Below are 18,166 nucleotides of genomic sequence, written 5' to 3'. Positions count from 1 at the left end.
CAATGATCCGAGAATCTAAGCTCCGATAATGCGCCGAATGTCGTCGACCGAAAGACCGAGGAAAGACTGCATGCCGATGGCGACCTGATGCGGCTCCATTTCGGCGATGAAGGTGCGGAATTCCTCTTCGCTCGGTGGCGGTGCGAACCACTGCATCCGGCACAGATCATGGGTGTCGCTGTAGTGGCCGGACCCATGCAGCACGTCATCGACGTAGCGACCATAGATGAAGCACTCGGAAAAACGGCGTATGTTGCCAAGGGCTGCTACCCAATGCTGTCCAGTATGCGCTTCGATCCTCTCGCACATCGAGATCACGCTGTCTCGCCGCCATGAGACGAGCTGACCGATATAGTCGTTCAACCCGCTTTTCCCGTTTTTGATACCAAGCAGCTTTGCCGCATTGGCAGCCCAGACCGGATGTTCCGGCCATTCCGGATTGGCAAGCGCATTGGGACGCACGAAAAGCCGAAGCTTTTCGCCATGCCAAAGCGTGCCGCAATCGAAGGGACGCAGAAAGGCCGTGTCGGAATCCGTATAGAGAAATCCGTCTTCCTCCACGGCACCGGCAAGTGCGATGCGGCGTAGCTGTTGCACATGCCAGCCACGCAGCGGCTTGGTCCGGAGCGAGAGCCAGACCCGCCTGCGCCACAGATAGGTCGGGTCCCAGAAGGCATGCAGCCATGAGGGCAGCAGATCGCGTTCATCGATGATGACGCGGTGCGCGCTTTCGAGCTTGCGAAACAAGGCAACATCCTTGCTGTCGACAAGGATATAGTGCTTCGTGAAACCGCTGACATATTTGTCTATGGTTTCGCAAAGCAACTTGCAGCGCTCGAAATCCTGATCCCAACTGGCTGTGACGATTGCGGTTTTCACCGGGGTTCTCCCTTCATCCAGCCTTTGGCGACGCGCCACAGGAATACGGGATTGCCGATGAGATAGCGTTTTGCAAGCCGTCGCGGCTCTTGCAACAGCCGGTGTACCCATTCCATCTGGATCTTGCGGACCCATTGCGGAGCGCGCTGCACGCGACCCGTATGCAGATCGAACAGCGCGCCGACAGCACTGGCGACTGTGCAATGCTCCGCGGTGATATGCTTGTCGATGAAGAGTTCCTGACGTGGCACACCCATGGCGACGAGCAATATATCGGGATGAAAATCCTTGAGCTGGCCGAGAATGCCGTCGAGATCGGCGGGCTTGAAGAAGCCGTCGGAAATGACGCGATAGTCGTGGTGCGGAATCTGTTGCATGAAAAGCTGCGCGGCGTCGGCTGCAACGGCCGGACCGCCGCCCAAAAGGGCGATTTTAAGCGGACGCTTCATGTGTTGCAGCAGGCCCGGAATGAAGTCCGTTCCGTTGAGGTTGGCAGGAAACTTGCTGCCATAGGCGACCTTGCTGGCAATATCGACCCCCACGCCGTCTGGCAGGATCAGGAAATCCTCCAGCGCAGCGCGATAGGTCGGGTCAGTATCCGCAATGTTGGAATTGTTGGCGTTGAGCCAGCCCTGTTTCATGAACCGGCCTTCATTGATGCGGTTCTCGAAAAAGGTGAAGGCGCTGTTCCAGTCGAAACAGGCGACCTTCACGCCAAGAATATTGCGGTAAGTGACATTTTCGGTATGCATCATGCCTGGTCCGTATTTCTCTTTTCGCCACGAAGTGCTTGCAGACCTCTGGCAACTGCGCGGTCCATGCCCTCGATTTGTGACCCTGTAAAGGCTTTGCCGTCCAGTCTCTGGCGATCCCCCGATCTTATCTTTTCAATGCGCTCGACGATTGCCGCAGCGAATGCCTGCGGGGTGTCGGCAATAGTGCAATTGTCCGGAATATGGCCGATACCGCGTACGGAATGTGACGTGGCGACGCTTGGCATGCCCAGTTCGAATGTCTCGATGGTCTTGAGCTGCACGCCGGTTCCCGCGCGGCTGATAAGCGGCACGAGCGCGCCACTTTCCACAAATTCGGTCGCGTCCGGTACCTTGCCGACGAAATTGACTCCGGACCCAACGCCAGACCATGTCGCAATCAGATCGGCAGGCGTGTTGCCAGCAATCGCGATGGAAATATCGTCGGGAAGATGCGGCTTTACCTCGCGCAGAAACCATTCGAGCCCGATGCGGTTCGGGTGCCAAGTCCATGTGCCGATCAGGGCGAGGTCGTATTTGACAGGCCGCTGCTGTGCGGCTTGCATCCCGCCCGGCGTAACAAGCGGCATTGTCGCAAACCGATCAAGGCCGAGGCCGAGCGCCGGGCCGTCATCCTCGGCAAAAGTAAAGACGAAACGGGCGTTCCCGATAAGACGACTTTCCAGTCCTTTGAGAATACGAGCTTCGCGGCCAAACAGGAATTTCTGGATGAAACTTCCGGCATCGGCGGCATTTTCTTCTGCCGAGCGATATTCCACATTATGCGCCACGAAAAGCGAGGGCTTGTCCTTGAAGATGTCTTCAAACGCACCGGGCAGGGTCACGCCGTTCAGCACATAGCCATCGAACGGGCCGATCTTTGCGATGGCTGCGCGCAATGTTTCAACCGGTATTACCCGCAGCTTCGCCGAGGAAACCGTCAGCCCTGTCAGAAAGGATTTCAGTACCCAACCGATTTTGCGCCTGATGCCAGCACCTTCGGTTCGCACCTCGACTTCACCCAGAACGACAGTATCCGCAGCATCGGCCTTCACGCCTGGCCATGTGAAGCCAAGAACGGTCACCTTTGCGCCTGAACGACGCAGGCCATCGACCACAGCGGCGTTTGCCACTTCATAACCGGTCGTCGGTACTCCGTGTGGAACAATCGATGTTACGAAAACAAGGTGAGGGGACGGCAATTCAACTCCTGAACAATCATTCTGGCGCAAGCGCATGAAAAATCATGGGCTGCGTTTACTCTTTTCCTAATGCATTATTCATCTTAAAACCCTTAACATTTCGGGCTGGCATGCTCTATGATAGTTTTGGCCAGTGTTTATAGCCCTGCGGTGAACTTTTCTTTAAATGTTTTTCAATAGTGGCGGATAAACAAATATAGAAGTTCGAAATATCCGGTAGCGTTTATGTCTGATTTACCTAGTCATATAGAAGTAATTGCTAAAACACCGGGGCTTCGTTTCGATGAAGTCGAGGTAGTCGTTACATTGCCGACGTTCCGCCGCCCGGAACACGTCATCCGCACGCTGGATACGCTTAACGCTCAGGTCACGAACCGTCGCTTTGCGGTCGTCGTGATCGAGAACGAGGCTGAGGACCGGGAAGGCGCCAAGGTTGCGGCACCGCAGTTCGAGGCCGGAAAATATACCGGCATGCTGATCGTCGAATCCCATCGCGGCAACTGCAACGCGTATAATGCGGGCTGGCTGACGGCGATGACCTACTTCCCGAACTTCAAATATGTCATCGTCATCGATGACGATGAACTGGCTGATCCGGCCTGGATCGAGAACATGGTAGCCACGGCGGAGCGCTATAACGCCAGCCTCGTTGGCGGCCCGCAATATCCGATCTTCGAGAAGCCAGGCGCGGAAAAATGGGCGAGACACCCCGTCTTCCTGCCGCATTACAACAAGACCGGTCCGGTTCCGATCATTTATTCATCCGGCAATCTGTTGATTGCGCATCCGGTGCTGGAAGCCATCGGCTATCCATTCATGGACCTGAAGTTCAACTTCACCGGGGGCGGCGATTCAGATTTCATCAATCGCTCGCGGGCCAAGGGCTTCAATATCGCCTGGTGCAATGAAGGCATTGTCCGTGAGACCATTCCGGCGCGGCGGCTGGAGAACGACTGGATCAGGGCGCGTGGCTTGCGCAACGGCGTTCTGTCTACGCTGATCGAACAACGCCAGCGCAAGAACGAGCCTTTCGGCCAGGTGCGCGTCTTCTTGAAGAGCCTTGCACTTCTTGGCTATTCTCCGATCAAGGCCGTGCGGCGCGGTTTCGCAGCTCGTTTCGTGCCGGTCGGGACCTATTTCATCCATATCGGGCTGGGCCGTGTCATGGCCCATTTTGGATATTTGAATGAGCAGTACCGCAACCCGGACAAAAACTGACACCCGTTCCGACGTTGCGGCGCAAACCGATATGCGGGCGACGATCCGCATGATTGCGCTCGTTATCGCCACGATAACATTCTGCATCCTGCTGATTTCGTTCCGTCCGTTCAATCCGCTGGGTGCTGCGGCGGACGGTGACGCATCGGGCGGTGGCGACGTCATCAACCAGCTTGGCTTCGGCTGTCTCGGCGCGGTGGCGCTTCTGTCACTTGCGATGTTCGCCGACCCGAAAAAAGTGGTCAACATCGTCAGCCCCGGCTGGCTGCTGATGTTCGCCTTCCTGCTCGCCTCTGTTTTCGCAAGCCCCGATCCGTCAACCGCCATACGCGGCGTGCTTTTGACGATGATCGGCATTCTGACCGTCATTGCTGTTTTGAGCCTGCCACAGGATGGCGACGCCTATTCGGCGATGCTGGTCACGGTGGCTTCGATCGTGATTGTCATTTCCTATGCGGGCGTCGTCCTCCTGCCCAATCTCGGCACCCATGGCGCCGACGCGCTGGAACCGCAAAACGCCTATCTCTGGCGCGGCGTCTTCACGCACAAGAATATCGCTGGCCCGGTCATGGCCGCCTTTGCCTTTGCCGGTGTCTATCTGTGGCGGCGCGGCTGGCGCGTGAGCGGCTTTCTGATTGCGGTCTCGGCATTGATCTTTGTTTCGCAAACCGGATCGAAGACCACTGCGGCACTGGTGCCTCTCGCCATGCTGCTCGTGATCGTTCCCGGCATTTTCGGTCTCCGTTTTCTTGCACCGGTGGCAGTCTTCGCGATCCAGTTTCTGCTTGCGCTGTTCACCTTCGGTACGGTTCTTTTCGAGCCGATGCATCAGTTCGTTCTGCAGCTCGATGTCGATCCCACCTTCACCGGACGCACCTCCATCTGGGCTTTTGCTGTTGAGGCGCTTTCGCATCGTCCGTGGACCGGCTTCGGCTATGAAAGCTTCTGGGGCACGCCAATCGTGAAAGAGGCGGCGAATCCCTATTATCTGGATTGGGATGTGCGCGGCATCGTGCATGGACACAATGGCTATCTCGATATTGCGGTATCGATGGGGATTCCGGCGCTGATCTGCGCGATCTTGGTCATCATCGTGATGCCGCTGGTCAATTATGTGCGGTGCCGTCCGGTTCGCGAAAATCTGCTGCTTGCCGATTTCTTCCTGATGATCGTGTTCTTCGGAACGCTGAATGCCATGCTGGAAAGTTTTTTCTTCCGCCGCATGGACCCGGTCTGGCTTACGCTCGTCTTTGCGATTTTCGGCCTCAGACTGACTGCGAAAATTATCATTCCTAAAAGGGTAGCCGGAGCCACTTCATGAATATCGCAATCGTCGGGACCGGGTTTGTTGCCGACTATTACATGACCACGCTGCGCAATTATCCCGAGCTGACGCTGCGCGGGGTCTATGATCGGTCGCCTGAACGACTGAAAGCGTTCTGCGCGCACTATTCAGTTAGCGCCTATGAAAGTTTCGAGGCCGTGCTGGCCGATCCAGACGTGCAGATCGTCGTCAATCTGACAACACCTGAAAGCCATTTTGAAATCTCGCATGCAGCGCTTTCCGCCGGAAAACATGTCTACTCCGAAAAACCGCTGGCTATGAATTATGAGGATGCGGAAGCGCTGGTCGCTTTTGCACGGCAAGCCGGCCTCACGTTGGCGGCAGCCCCGGCAAACGGCCTCAGCGAAGCCTATCGTCTGGTAGCAAGCGTGATCAACGGGATCGGCATGCCGCGGCTGGTTTATGCCGAAATGGAAGACGGGCCGGTATTTCGTGACAAATGGTCGACCTGGCGTTCGCAGTCGGGAGCGCCATGGCCGGGCCTGCACGAGTTTGAGATTGGTTGCACGCTGGAACATGCAGGCTATGCACTGTCATGGCTGGTGTCGCTGTTCGGCCCGGTCGAGAGCGTTTCGGCATTTTCTGCCATAACCTTTCCCGACAAGGGGCCGGGGACCGAACATCTGCATATGGCGCCCGATTTTTCGGTTGGCTGTCTTGTTTTCAGGTCGGGGCTGGTGGCACGCCTCACATCCGGGCTTGCGATGCCGAAGGATCGCAGCCTGACAATAGTTGCCGACAAGGGCTCGATTGTGGTGGATGATCTCTGGGATAATCGCTCGGCTGTCCGTCTTGAGCGCACGGAAGAAAAACGCCGTTTTCTGGCGCGCCTGTTCGGTATTCTGGAAATGCGCATCGGCAAGTTCCTGTCATGGAAACCGACCGTCGGTCAAAAGCTCTCCTATCCGAAGGCCGACAAGCGGGCGCTGCCGATGTATCCTTCGCAGATCGATTTCGTGCGCGGTATTGCCGATCAGGCTCGGGCTATCCAAACTGGCGATAAGGCATTCTTTTCCGGTGATGTGGCACTGCATATCACTGAAATCGCGCTTGCCTTGAACAATGCTGGCGAAAATGCACAGCCTTACAGGATGAGAAGCAGCTTCTAGCCTTTAGAGCGTGATGTTTTTAAGTTTGAATCGTTATCCCGCTCTAAACTTTTGTTTGAGCATGATTTTATCCGAAAACCAGTTCCCACTTTTCGGAATCATGCTCTAGCCAGCACCTTGCGAACGATATCGGCAACGGCGGCACTCTGGTTGAGCGGCATGGTCGCATTGGAAATCTGGCCGCTTTGCACTGCATCGCGAACCGCTTCGGCCTGAAACTGCAGCCCGTTGCCGGAAAAGACATAAGTCTCGATTGTGCGGCCCGGCAGGGGCAGGCGGTTCATAACCTTGCCGACAAGGCCTTTGCCGCCATTCGGCCCGAGCGACGACCGCGCCGCAAAGGCTGAAAACAGGGTCAGCCTCTGGGCTTTCAGAAACGGCGCGTGGATAAGGATCGTGCCCTTGGTTCCCTCGATCAGCATGCGATTGTCGCCGTCGCGGTCGAAGCCGCAGGAGAGGCTGGCCGTGGCACCCTGCCAGCCAAGCTGGAACTCGGTGCGCATGTCCACGCCGCTTTTGGCGCACTGCCAGCGACCATCGACATGATCCGGCAGACCGAGAAAATACAATGCAAGCGAAACCGGATACACACCCAGATCGAATGCTGCGCCGCCGCCAAGGTCCGGGCTGAAGAAGCGGCTTTGCGGGTCGTAGGCACGGATATAGGAAAGATCGGCTTCGATGCGCGTCACGGTGCCGATGCGACCACTATCGATATGCTGTTTGGCAGCGCGGATCGCCGGCAGAAAACGGCTCCACATGGCCTCCATGGCGAAGACGCTTTTTGCTTTTGCCGCAGCTTCGATCTGACGTGCGCCAGCGGCATCCAGCGAGAGCGGCTTTTCGATCAGGCAGGGCTTGCCGGCTGCGATTGCCTGCATGGCCTGCAGCACATGCATGGCGCTGGGCGTCGCAATATAGACGGCATCGATATCCGCGTCGGAAAGAAATTCACCGGAATCGCCAAACGCCTTGTCGGCGCCGATACGTCGCCGGAATGTTTCGGCGGTTTCTGATGCTCGCGAGCAGACTGCGGTAACGCGCATTCCAGTGCTTGCCTGAATATCGGCAGCAAAGGCGGCGGCTATCGTGCCTGTGCCCCAAATGCCCCAGCGGAAATCCGTTTTTACCTGCTTGTCGCGATTCACGTGCTTGCCCCACAGCTTCATACAGGTGCTATATAACCCATGTAATGCGGCTAACGAAGTTTGTTTATCCTGTCAGGGGAGGTGGACGTGATGCGTGGATTTGTCGTGGCTGTGGCGCGGGATGGCGAGCATCGTTTTTCAAAGCAGGTCGTGCCGGAAATCCGCATCGTCACAGGACTCGGCGTCGAAGGCGACGCGCATCAGGGCGTGACGGTGAAGCACCGATCGCGCGTGCGGGCCGACCCGACGCAACCCAATCTGCGGCAGGTGCATCTTATTCATGCCGAGCTTTTCGACGAGCTCGCGGAAAAGGGTTTTGATATCGCACCCGCCGATCTTGGCGAGAACGTCACCACGCGCGGCGTTGATCTGCTGGGGCTGCCGCAGGGCGCTTTGATCCGCATTGGTGACGAGGTCGTTCTGGAAACAACGGGCCTGCGCAACCCTTGCGCCCAGATAGAGAATTTCCAGACCGGGCTTCTCGATGCAGTGCTGGATCGCACGCCCGATGGCGAACTTGTTCGCAAGTCCGGCATCATGACCGTCGTTCTTGCGGGCGGTATGGTGAAGGCGGATGACGCGATAATTGTCGAATTGCCGCCGCTGCTGCATCGCAAGCTGGAACGGGTGTGAAGTGCGCGAAATACAGGTTTTTGGGGTGAGCTAACCGATTTAACCAGACGCTTCCACGGGCAAAACCGGTGATTTTCGTCATAGGAGGTCTATCAACTTTGCGTCATATGCCCTAGATCATCCCACAATAGGATACAGATTGACATGCGCTGCTGCCGAAATCCGGCTTGCAGCCTATTCTTATCGGTTCGGCTTGTCGGCGTTCGATGTTCTGCATGTGTCTAGACGACGGCCGGTCGGTTGCATTTCTGAAGGGCACAAAATGGAAAAAGCAGATATCGGAATGGTCGGCCTTGGCGTCATGGGTTCCAACCTGGCGCTGAACATAGCCGAGAAAGGCTACACGGTAGCCGTCTATGACCGTGATGAGCCTGTGCTCAAAGCCTTTATCGAAAAGGCTGGCCCGCTGCGCGACAAGATCATCCCTTGCCCCACTTTCGAGGATTTGGCTGCCAATATCCGCAAGCCGCGCCCGATCATTTTCCTCATCAAGGCAGGCGCTCCCGTCGATACTGAGACCACCCGCCTCAAGGCTTATCTTGAGAAGGGCGATATCATGATTGACGCCGGTAATTCCGATTACCGCGATACGGTGCGCCGTCTGAAGGCGCTTGGGCCCAACGACCCAACCTTTGTCGGCATGGGCGTTTCCGGCGGTGCGGAAGGTGCACGCCATGGTCCGTCGATGATGGTCGGTGGCACCGAGGAAGCCTATGAGCGCATCGCGCCGATCCTGCTTGCTGCTGCCGCCAAATATAAGGGCGAGCCCTGCTGCGCGCTGGTCGGCCCGGATGGCGCCGGTCATTTCGTCAAGACGATCCACAATGGTATCGAATATGCCGATATGCAGATGATCGCCGAAATCTACGGCATCCTGCGCGACGGCCTCGGACTTTCGGCCCCTGCCATCGGTGATGTGTTCGAGAAGTGGAACGAAGGCCCGCTCAACTCCTATCTGATCGAAATCACCGCCAAGGTGCTGAAGGCGACCGACCCGGAAACCGGCAAGGCGATGGTCGACATGATCCTCGATGAAGCCGGTCAGAAGGGCACGGGCCGCTGGGCAGCCATCGAAGCACAGATGCTCGGCGTTCCGGCAACGGCAATCGAAGCCGCAGTTGCCGCCCGTTCGCTGTCCTCGCTGAAGGCCACGCGTGAGCTTGCCGCGAAAGCCTATAAGCCGGGTTCGCGCAACCTCGACATTTCCGATCAGGCAAAATTCCTTGCCGATCTGGAGCAGGGCCTGCTTGCTGGCAAAATTGCTGCCTATGCCCAGGGCTTCGCGGTGATGGAAGCCGCCTCGCAGGAGCATGGCTGGAACATTCCGCTTGCCGAAACGGCGCGCATCTGGCGCGCAGGCTGTATCATTCGTTCGCAGCTTCTGGACGATATTGCCCATGCCTTCGAAGACAGCGAAAGCCGCAATCTGCTGCTGGCACCTGCTTTTGTGGAGCGCATGAGCAAGGCTTCCAAGGGCCTTCGCCAGATCGTCGCCAAGGCGGCACTCGCGGGCCTGCCTCTGCCAGCGCTCGGCTCGGCGCTCAGCTATTTCGACAGCTTCACGCAGGCGCTCGGCACGGCCAATCTCATTCAGGGCCAGCGCGATTTCTTCGGTTCGCACGGCTTCAAGCGTATCGACAAGGATGGCGATTTCCACGGTCCCTGGGGCGAATAAAATTCGCTGTAATTGAAAAAGCCGCCCACGGGGCGGCTTTTTTGTAGGTTCCGAAATTCAGACTGTCAGTCTTGCATTTTGCATAGAATATCAGGATCTATCGGCCTAATTTCTATCATAGGTTCCGATTTGCAAGCCACATCGATAACATGGTCCAAGCAAACAATCGCGTAATGTTTGATGCTTGGACTATCTTCAAAATCCCATGTTTTCTTTTCCACAAAATTTAGAAACCGGGATGATTCGTATGTGCGTAACGGTGAGGAGTAATCTTCAGTCTCCTCTACAAGAGCATGTGTTTCATCCGTTACAGCGTAAAGGATGTATCCCTCAAAAGTTATTTTGAAAGCGTTGCAAGTTTCATCGACAGAGATTGGGAAAACCGGAATATCGCCGCTATCAATCTCGGGCAACCCGGTAGCAATCGGTGTGGATTGTGCTTTGGCTTCTACGACATGGATAAGAAGACTGTGGTCAGGGCCTGTTTCCGCTTTATCAAGATATAGATACTTACATTCATTGAGCTTGGCGCTAGCTGAATGTTGATGTTCCATTTCATTTTCATTCGAAAAAGGCAGCAAGAGATTCTAATCCGCCAACACCAGCAGATCATGCGAGGCGAAATGCACTGTCACTTTGTCGCCGCGCTGCGGCGGAGGCTGGGTCGGGTCGTTGAACGTGTCGAACGACAGGCGGTTCTTGCCAAGCGCCACACGCGTGCGGATGACAGAGCCAAGGAAGTGCACGTCCTCGATAGTCGCGTCCAGCGAGGTATCGTGGCTCTTGCGAGCTTCGAGGCTGACAGCTTCCGGGCGCAAGGCCAGCGTCAACGGCTTGCCCTTCGGATGATGGTCAAGCTTCTCCTGCACGGTGATCGTGCGCCCGTCGAGATCAATGCTGTTCTTGCCGGGTTCGCTGACTGAGGCTTCCAGCATGTTGAGCGTGCCGACGAAGGATGCCACGAAGCGCGAGGCAGGGCGGTTATAGATGTCGAAGGGCGAGCCGATCTGGTCGGCGCGGCCTTCATGCATGACCACGATGCGGTCGGAAATCGACAGCGCTTCCTCCTGATCGTGGGTGACGAAGACGGTCGTAATGCCAAGCTTTTGCTGGATGGCGCGAATTTCTTCGCGCAAGGATATGCGGATTTTCGCATCCAGCGCCGATAGCGGCTCGTCGAGCAGAAGAACCTGCGGCTTGGTGGCAAGCGCGCGGGCCAGTGCGACGCGCTGCTGCTGGCCGCCGGACATCTGATAGGGATAACGATCCGCCAGATGATCGAGGCGGATGAGGCCGAGCATTTCCTTTACGGTGGCGTCGATTTCCGCTTTCGGCTTTCCGGCAACGCGCAGGCCGAATGACACGTTCTGCGCCACCGTCATATTGGGAAACAGCGCATAGGCCTGAAACACCATGCCGATATTGCGCTGGTTGGGCTTCAGATCGACCACATCCTTGCCATTGATTTCGATGGCGCCGCTGTCGGGCATCTCGAAACCGGCGATCATGCGCAGAACGGTTGTCTTTCCGCAGCCAGATGGACCGAGAAAGGAGACGAATTCGCCCTTTTCCACGGCGAGGTTGAAATCGTGGACGACGGTATTGGCGCCGAAGCTCTTTTTCAGGTTTTTGATATTGAGAAAAGCCATGAATGTTACCCGGCGGTTGTCTTGAATTTATTGAGGCGCGAGACGAGCTGCAGCATGATGATGCTGAGCCACGTGATGCCGAACGAAATGATTGCCAGCGCTGACGGTTCGTAGGCGCGGTTTGCGCCGACCAACTGCAGGTAAGGGCCGAAGGCCGGGCGGTTCAGAAGCGAGGCCAGCGTGAATTCGCCGATGACGATGGCGAATGTTATGAAGGCACCGCTCATCACACCGGAAATCACGTTCGGGAAGATCACCTTGAACATGATACGGCCCCAGCCCGCGCCGAGGCTTTGCGCGGCTTCCGTCAGCGTATTGACGTCGATGGTGCGCATCGCCGTATCAACAGCGCGGTACATATAGGGCAGCGACAGCGTCATATAGCCGAACATCAAAAGCACGTCTGTTGCCCGCGTGGACGCCGTGAATGGCAGCCACGATGACGAATTATAGATGCGCAGGTAACCGAACACGATGACGATGGCCGGAATGACCAGTGGCAACAGCGTGATGAATTCCATCACCGGGCGCAATTGCGGCAGGCGCAGGCGCACCCAATAGGCGGTGGGCACCACCAGCAGCACACCGAAAACGATGGTCAGCAGGCCAAGCAGGATCGAATAGCCGAAGGTGGCCTGGAAATTCGGATCGGAGAACACGACCCGATAGGCATCGAAGGAATATTCGCCGCGCCGCATGCGCAGCGAGAATTCGAACGTGCCGATCAGCGGGACGAGGAAGTAGATCGCGCCAATCAGGAAGGCGATCCAGGCACCGATCTTCTGGAGGTTTATGCCTTTCTTTTTCATCGTTGCCACCTCTCGGCGCGAATGCGCAGCCAGATATAGATGAGGTTGGAAACACCCGTAATGACAATCATGCCAAGTGCCAGCGCGTAGCCGAGGTTCTGGTTATGCAGAACGTCGCCGCGGATCTGGGCATAGAGCAGGATCGGCACGATATTGAGCGAGGAGCCCGTCAATGCGTAGGCCGTTGCAATCGCCCCGAAGGCATTCGCGAACAGCAGAAGCGTCGTGCCGAGCAGGCTCGGCCACAGGATCGGGAAGGCCACCATGCGCCAATATTGCGCGGTGGTCGCACCCAGAATGGATGAGGCTTCCCGCCATTCCTTTTTCAGGCCGTCGAGCGCTGGCGTCAGGATCAGCACCATCAGCGGTATCTGGAAGAACAGATAGGTCAGCGTCAGGCCGAAGAAGGAGAGCAGGTTGAAACCTGTCGAATAAAGATTGAAACCGAACCACTCTCTGAGCAGGATCGTGACAAAGCCTGTTCGTCCGAGGGTCGCCAGAAAGGCGAAGGCAAGCGGTACGCCCGCGAAGTTCGACGCCACGCCGGAAAAGGTCAATACCGTCGGACGCAGCCAGGATGGCAGGTTGCCGAGAACGACCGCCCAAGCCAGAAAGAAGCCGATGATCGCGCCGCCTATGGCCGATGCGAGGCTGACCTTGATCGATATCCAGTAGGCGCTCATGATTTGCGGCTGGAACAGGTCGTGGATGTTCTGGAGCGTGAAATTTCCGGCCGGGTCCTGAAATGCACCGATGATGAGATACATCGTCGGCCAGATCAGAAACAAAATGGCGAAGATGAAAAACGGTGTCACGCCAAGCCATGACAACGGAAGCTGGCGCTTGCGCGCTCCGCTGGGGGTTGATGTTTCGGCTATTGAACTCATGCGTTCTTTCTTTAGACCGGTTCCCGTCAGAACGGAACTGACAGAACCGTTCCGACTTTTTGTTTTTATTTTTGCGATCGGCAGGCCGCCATTCGCCCCTGCCGGAAATAGCTAGTGGATTGAATTTGACGTTTGAAACAGCGTCTCATTCAGTCAGGATTCAAACGTCAAATTCAATCCACTAGAGCATTTCCTGTTTGCCAAAAAGCTGGCGCTGTTTGGAAAAGAGGACCGGCGGCTCAGATGAAAGCCGCTTTGATATCGCGCCGACCGTTGAGATACACCGATCTGAATAAACCAGATCAATATATCTCAACTTTTGTTCTGCATCGCGCATCTCTTCCGAAAACCGTTTCACACTTTTCGGGATGCGTTCGAAGGCCGACGCGATATATTTTCGATGCGCCAAGTGTGTACTTGGTGCTTACAGGTCCTTACTGGACGTTTGCGCCCACGACACTGTCCCATTCCTTGGTGATCGTGGTCTGTGCGGCCTCGATCTGTTCCAGGGTCGGGAAGATAGCCTTTTCATAGGCTTCTGCCGGTGGCAGCTTGTCGAGCAGTTCCTGCGGGATCTTGCCAGCCTTCGCCATTGCATTGAAGCGGATCGGGTGGCAGTAGCCCTTCAGATAGCCGAGCTGGCCTTCATCCGAATAGATATGTTCCATCCACAGCTTCGCAGCATTGGGATGCGGTGCGTAGGCGCTGATTGCCTGAACATAGACACCAGCGATAACGCCGGACTTCGGAATGATGGTTTCGACTTCCGGATTGCCCTTGAGCGTGTCGCGGTCGGCGAGCGCGTTGTAGTCCCAGCGGATGACAATCGGGGTCGAGCCCTGTGCCAGCGAGGCGGCCTTGCCGATGACCGGAACGAAATTGCCGTTGGCATTCAGCTCCTTGTAGAATTCAAGGCCCTTCTTGCCGGCAGCTTCACCCGGCTCTGCGCCGCGGGCGATACCGGCGGCATGAACGCCGAGGATAGCCTGTGCCGAAACGCGCGGGTCACCTGCAAGCGCAACGGAGTTTGCGTAGTCGCTCTTGAGGAGGTCTTCCCAGTCCTGAGGGGCGTCCTTGACGATGTCCTTGTTCACTTCGAATGCGAGAACACCGTAATAATCGCCGTACCAGTAGCCTTCGGCATCCTTGGCGCTGTCCGGAATTTCGTCCCAGGTCGCGACCTTGTAAGGCTGGATGAGGCCATCTTTCTTGGCCGAAGCGCCGAACGCAAAGCCGACGTCGATGACGTCAGGAGCCTGTGGGCCCTTGTTGTCCTTGTTGGCCTTGATGGCTTCGACTTCATCGCCCGAACCGGCGTCCGGGTTCAGTTCGTTGACCTTGAGGCCATACTTGTCCTTGAAGCTCTGGATGATTTCGCCATAGCCGCACCAGTCATGCGGGAGTGCGATGGTGGTCAGTTCGCCTTCTGCCTTGGCTGCGGCGATCAGTTCGGCTGACGGTTCGGCAGCGGCGATGGAAACCCCGGCAACGGCGATTGCCGTCGAAAGCGACAGCAGACGCGCTGTGTAAGCAAGCATTGTTTGACTCCCCTGTTTAAGGTCCGGCGAACGCCCCCGGTCGATTCCGGTGCTCGCGCATTCCCGATACCCGCCCTACATGACGGTTGGATGACAGTTTGTGGCTTGTCACAAACTGTCAGCGGTGGAAAGTGAAACACGTTTTCAGGGACTTAGCAATTCATCCGTTTGCCGGAACAGCATTTTTATGACAGGAAATGTGACAGCAAATTCGTTACTGTCATAATTCTGCGGGAGGCTTTTCCCTGCGCGACAAGGGTTTGTCCCAGCGCGGCATCAATGCGGGATATTGAGGATAAACGAAAATTTCCGAAAGATGAGTGAACCTTCACGGGTTTCGTATGAAGTTGGAAGGTGGAGGGCTTAGTGCCCCCCACCGCCACCGGCAACCTGTTTTGGCTTGCGCAGCATGATGGCGCAGACAGCGAGCGAACAGAACATCATCGTGAGGATGAAGAACACGTCGATGAAGGAGAGCAGGGTGGCTTGCTGGCGCACCATGCCGGAAAGCTTGGCGATAGCGATTGTTGCGCCGTCCATACCGGCGGCATTGTACTTGGCCGTCAGATTGGCGACCATCTTTTCCGCTTCAGCATTGCCCCAGCGGACATGCTCGGCCAGACGCTCGTAATGCATGTCGCCACGGCGGGTCAGGATCGTGTTAATGACGGCAAGGCCGACAGCACCGCCCAGATTACGGGTCAGGTTGAATAGGCCGGATGCGTTTTTCAGCAAGGCTGGTGGCAGCGTGCCGAGCGCCAGATTGTTGATCGGCACCATACAAAGCATCAGCGAACAGCCACGCAGAATTTGCGGCAGCAGCAGTTCGTAGAAATCCCAGTCTGCGGTAAGGCCAGTCACCATCCATGTGCCTGCCGCAAAGCCGAGGAAGCCGATCATCATCATGAGGCGCGGGTCCATCCTGTTGGACAGGAAACCCGCCACCGGCGCGGTAAAGAACATGGCAAGACCGCTGACGAAAAGCGCCTCGCCGATCATCAGGGCATCATAGCCGCGAACGCTGCTCAGATAGAGCGGATAAAGATAGGTGAGGCCGTAAAGGCCGACGCCCATCACGAAGGAAAATAGCGAGCCGAAGGCAAAATTGACGTTCTTGAAGGCACGCAAATCCACGATGGGCTGTTCCGCCTTGAACGCGCGGTAGAAAAAGACGATGCCGCCGACAGTCATGACGATGGAAAGGAAGAAGATCGCATCATCCTGCAGCCAGTCGTTACGCGGGCCTTCTTCCAGAACATATTCCATCGAGCCGAGGAATGCCGCCATGCCGACGAGGCCCCACCAGTCGAACTTGCTCAGGAGCGAGCTGTCACCTTCGTCGAAGTCGATCAGGTTCCATGCGGCGATGGTGACGAGGATGCCGGGGCCGACATTGACCAGAAACAGCCAGTGCCATGAGAAGGCGTGGCTGAGATAGCCACCGACCGTCGGGCCGATTGTGGGGGCAAGCGTTGCCACAAGGCCAATCATCGGTGAGACGATCGAACGCTTGGAAGGCGGGAAGATGGTGAAGGCCGCTGCAAACACGCTCGGGATCATGCCGCCGCCGATGAAGCCTTGAATGGCGCGGTAGACGATCATCTGCTCGATGTTGGTCGCGGTCGCACAGAGCATGCTGGCAAGGGTGAAGCCCGCCGCCGAGAAAGTGAAGAGCACGCGCGTCGACAACAGGCGCCCAAGGAAGCCCGAGAGCGGAATCATGATCACTTCCGCGATCAGATAGGATGTCTGCACCCACGAGATTTCGTCAGAACTGGCGCTCAGGCCCGCCTGGATTTCGGCCAGCGATGCCGAGACGATCTGGATGTCCAGGATCGCCATGAACATGCCGAACACCATGGCCAGAAAGCCGATGGCCTTCTTCGGGTCTATGCGGTCATCTGCGGGGGCCATTGGCCCCATTGTCGTGTCTGCGGCCATGACGGCGCACTCCGGAATGGAAGAGAAAGGCGGCGCGAAACCCGTTTCGCCGCGCCGCCATCTGTTATTTCAAGTCAACCCGCAGGTTCGATCAGTTGGCCTTTTCGTCAGGCGCAGTGCGCGTATCGATATCGACCACGACACTCAAGCCCGCGCGAATCTTGCCGGATTCCAGCGCTTCCTTCGGGATCATGATGCGAACAGGAACGCGCTGAACAATCTTGGTGAAGTTGCCGGTCGCATTTTCAGGCGGCAGAAGCGAGAATACCGCACCCGAGGCAGGCGCGATGGACGCGACCTTGCCGTCGAACTTCGTGCCGTCGATAGCGTCGACATAGATATGCGCGGTTTCACCGGTCTTGATCTTTGCGAGCTGCGTTTCCTTGAAGTTCGCGTCGATATAAAGCTCATTGACCGGAACAAGGGCCGCGATCTTCTGGCCGGGCGAAACGAGATCGCCCTTCTTGCCTGCAAGATTGCCGATGACACCGTCAAACGGCGCGCGCAGCGTCGTGAAGGAAAGATCTCGTGCGGCTTTATCGCGGGCAAGTTCCAGCGATTTCATTGTGCTTTCGGCTTCGCTATATTGAGCGTTGAGCACTTCGATATTGGCCTTGGCAGACGCGATCTGCGCATCGCCACCGGCGACCTTGGCGCGTGCCTGATCCAGAGAGGACTGGGCGGTATCGAGATCGGCCTGCGCGACAAAACGCGTTTCATGCAGCTTCTGTACACGCGCAATCGTGTTCTGCGCGTTGGTCAGGACAGCGGTTGCGGCCTGCTTGTCTGCGTTGGCCTGCTGGAGCACTGCCTGCGCGGCATCCGTCTCAGCCTTGATGCGGATGAGGGTCTGCTTCTGTGTCGCGAGCTTGGCTTCGGCTTCGTCGAGCGCGATCTGGTAATCGCCTGCATCGAGCTGGAAGATCACATCTCCAGCCTTGACCTTCTGGTTGGCAACCACCGGGATGTTTTCGACATAGCCGGTAACTTTGGGTGCGATGGACGCGATGTCGCCCTGCACATAAGCGTCGTCGGTCGAAACCATGAAACGTCCGACCGTCCACCAGTCATAGGCGTACCAGAGGCCGCCAGCGACAGCGACCACCAGAATGCCGGGAAGCAGGACACGTTTGCCGAAGCCCTTCTTCTTGCCGCCCTTGGCGGTTTCACCGGTTTCCTTGGGCGCGGCTTCCTGCGGGTTCGGTACGGTATGGGGCTGCGATCTCTCGTTCAGAGGCGCCTCACTCGTCGCCGGCTGGGTTGCCGAGGCGAAGTTCTTGGCGTTGGGGAACGGATGAATATCGGCCTTATCAACGGACTTCGGGGCGGACATAGGGAAACTTTCTGCACATCCATAGGATTGAACCGCTCGGTTCGATGT

16 protein-coding genes are annotated in these 18,166 nt (G+C 56.9%); 5 read left to right on the top strand and 11 right to left on the bottom strand.

The window, feature by feature from the left end:
• Positions 1–15: 15 nt before the first annotated feature.
• The 3 genes from F9K94_RS05785 to F9K94_RS05775 are packed head-to-tail and all read right to left on the bottom strand — an operon-like array spanning position 16 to position 2,869.
• On the bottom strand, positions 16–879 hold the full coding sequence (locus F9K94_RS05785; RefSeq protein ID WP_192799454.1) for a DUF6492 family protein: 864 nt from the start codon (positions 877–879) through the stop codon (positions 16–18).
• Positions 876–1,634 carry a WecB/TagA/CpsF family glycosyltransferase gene (locus tag F9K94_RS05780; protein WP_061347630.1) on the bottom strand — a complete coding sequence of 253 codons (759 nt, stop codon included), beginning with the start codon at positions 1,632–1,634 and terminating at the stop codon, positions 876–878. Before F9K94_RS05780 ends, F9K94_RS05785 begins: the two co-directional genes overlap by 4 nt.
• Entirely contained in the window at positions 1,631–2,869 is a 1,239-nt protein-coding gene (locus tag F9K94_RS05775; protein ID WP_407922030.1) for a glycosyltransferase family 4 protein, read from the bottom strand. Before F9K94_RS05775 ends, F9K94_RS05780 begins: the two co-directional genes overlap by 4 nt.
• A 189-nt stretch (positions 2,870–3,058) precedes the next feature.
• Between F9K94_RS05775 and F9K94_RS05770 the strand changes: the two genes are divergently transcribed.
• Genes F9K94_RS05770 through F9K94_RS05760 form a run of 3 tightly spaced genes read left to right on the top strand, consistent with a single transcriptional unit; the run spans position 3,059 to position 6,505 of the window.
• Positions 3,059–4,051 carry a glycosyltransferase family 2 protein gene (locus F9K94_RS05770; protein WP_151644219.1) on the top strand — a complete coding sequence of 331 codons (993 nt, stop codon included), beginning with the start codon at positions 3,059–3,061 and terminating at the stop codon, positions 4,049–4,051.
• Entirely contained in the window at positions 4,020–5,372 is a 1,353-nt protein-coding gene (locus F9K94_RS05765) for an O-antigen ligase family protein (RefSeq protein ID WP_151644217.1), read from the top strand. Before F9K94_RS05770 ends, F9K94_RS05765 begins: the two co-directional genes overlap by 32 nt.
• Positions 5,369–6,505 (top strand): Gfo/Idh/MocA family protein, encoded by a 1,137-nt coding sequence (locus F9K94_RS05760; protein WP_151644216.1) that lies wholly within the window; start codon positions 5,369–5,371, stop codon positions 6,503–6,505. Before F9K94_RS05765 ends, F9K94_RS05760 begins: the two co-directional genes overlap by 4 nt.
• Before the next feature lie 98 nt (positions 6,506–6,603).
• Here F9K94_RS05760 and F9K94_RS05755 read toward each other — a convergent pair whose 3' ends face one another.
• On the bottom strand, positions 6,604–7,653 hold the full coding sequence (locus F9K94_RS05755; RefSeq protein WP_151644214.1) for a Gfo/Idh/MocA family protein: 1,050 nt from the start codon (positions 7,651–7,653) through the stop codon (positions 6,604–6,606).
• Positions 7,654–7,743: 90 nt separating this feature from the next.
• Between F9K94_RS05755 and F9K94_RS05750 the strand changes: the two genes are divergently transcribed.
• Together F9K94_RS05750 and gndA are read left to right on the top strand one after the other, a co-directional pair.
• Complete coding sequence (locus tag F9K94_RS05750) at positions 7,744–8,286, top strand: MOSC domain-containing protein (protein ID WP_151644212.1); 543 nt, start codon at positions 7,744–7,746, stop codon at positions 8,284–8,286.
• A gap of 262 nt (positions 8,287–8,548) precedes the next feature.
• A complete protein-coding gene (gndA, locus tag F9K94_RS05745; RefSeq protein WP_151644210.1) occupies positions 8,549–9,961 on the top strand; it encodes an NADP-dependent phosphogluconate dehydrogenase in 1,413 nt (470 codons plus the stop codon).
• Positions 9,962–10,026: 65 nt separating this feature from the next.
• Here gndA and F9K94_RS05740 read toward each other — a convergent pair whose 3' ends face one another.
• The 7 genes from F9K94_RS05740 to F9K94_RS05710 form a co-directional block, all read right to left on the bottom strand.
• Entirely contained in the window at positions 10,027–10,515 is a 489-nt protein-coding gene (locus F9K94_RS05740; RefSeq protein ID WP_151644208.1) for a hypothetical protein, read from the bottom strand.
• A 33-nt stretch (positions 10,516–10,548) separates the two neighbouring features.
• Positions 10,549–11,610, bottom strand: a complete 1,062-nt coding sequence (locus F9K94_RS05735; RefSeq protein ID WP_061347636.1) for an ABC transporter ATP-binding protein — start codon at positions 11,608–11,610, stop codon at positions 10,549–10,551.
• A gap of 5 nt (positions 11,611–11,615) precedes the next feature.
• Complete coding sequence (locus F9K94_RS05730; protein WP_061347637.1) at positions 11,616–12,419, bottom strand: ABC transporter permease; 804 nt, start codon at positions 12,417–12,419, stop codon at positions 11,616–11,618.
• Entirely contained in the window at positions 12,416–13,306 is an 891-nt protein-coding gene (locus F9K94_RS05725; RefSeq protein ID WP_151644205.1) for an ABC transporter permease, read from the bottom strand. Before F9K94_RS05725 ends, F9K94_RS05730 begins: the two co-directional genes overlap by 4 nt.
• 434 nt (positions 13,307–13,740) lie before the next feature.
• Entirely contained in the window at positions 13,741–14,844 is a 1,104-nt protein-coding gene (locus tag F9K94_RS05720; RefSeq protein ID WP_061347638.1) for an ABC transporter substrate-binding protein, read from the bottom strand.
• A 363-nt stretch (positions 14,845–15,207) separates the two neighbouring features.
• The gene (locus tag F9K94_RS05715; RefSeq protein ID WP_151644203.1) at positions 15,208–16,785 is read right to left on the bottom strand and encodes a DHA2 family efflux MFS transporter permease subunit; all 1,578 of its coding nucleotides are present in this window, start codon (positions 16,783–16,785) and stop codon (positions 15,208–15,210) included.
• 91 nt (positions 16,786–16,876) lie between these two features.
• Entirely contained in the window at positions 16,877–18,118 is a 1,242-nt protein-coding gene (locus tag F9K94_RS05710) for an HlyD family secretion protein (protein ID WP_061347640.1), read from the bottom strand.
• Between the last annotated feature and the right edge of the window lie 48 nt (positions 18,119–18,166).

This window comes from Brucella tritici (assembly GCF_008932285.1).
Lineage (GTDB): Bacteria > Pseudomonadota > Alphaproteobacteria > Rhizobiales > Rhizobiaceae > Brucella > Brucella tritici.
This window is presented reverse-complemented; position numbering and strand designations above follow the sequence as displayed.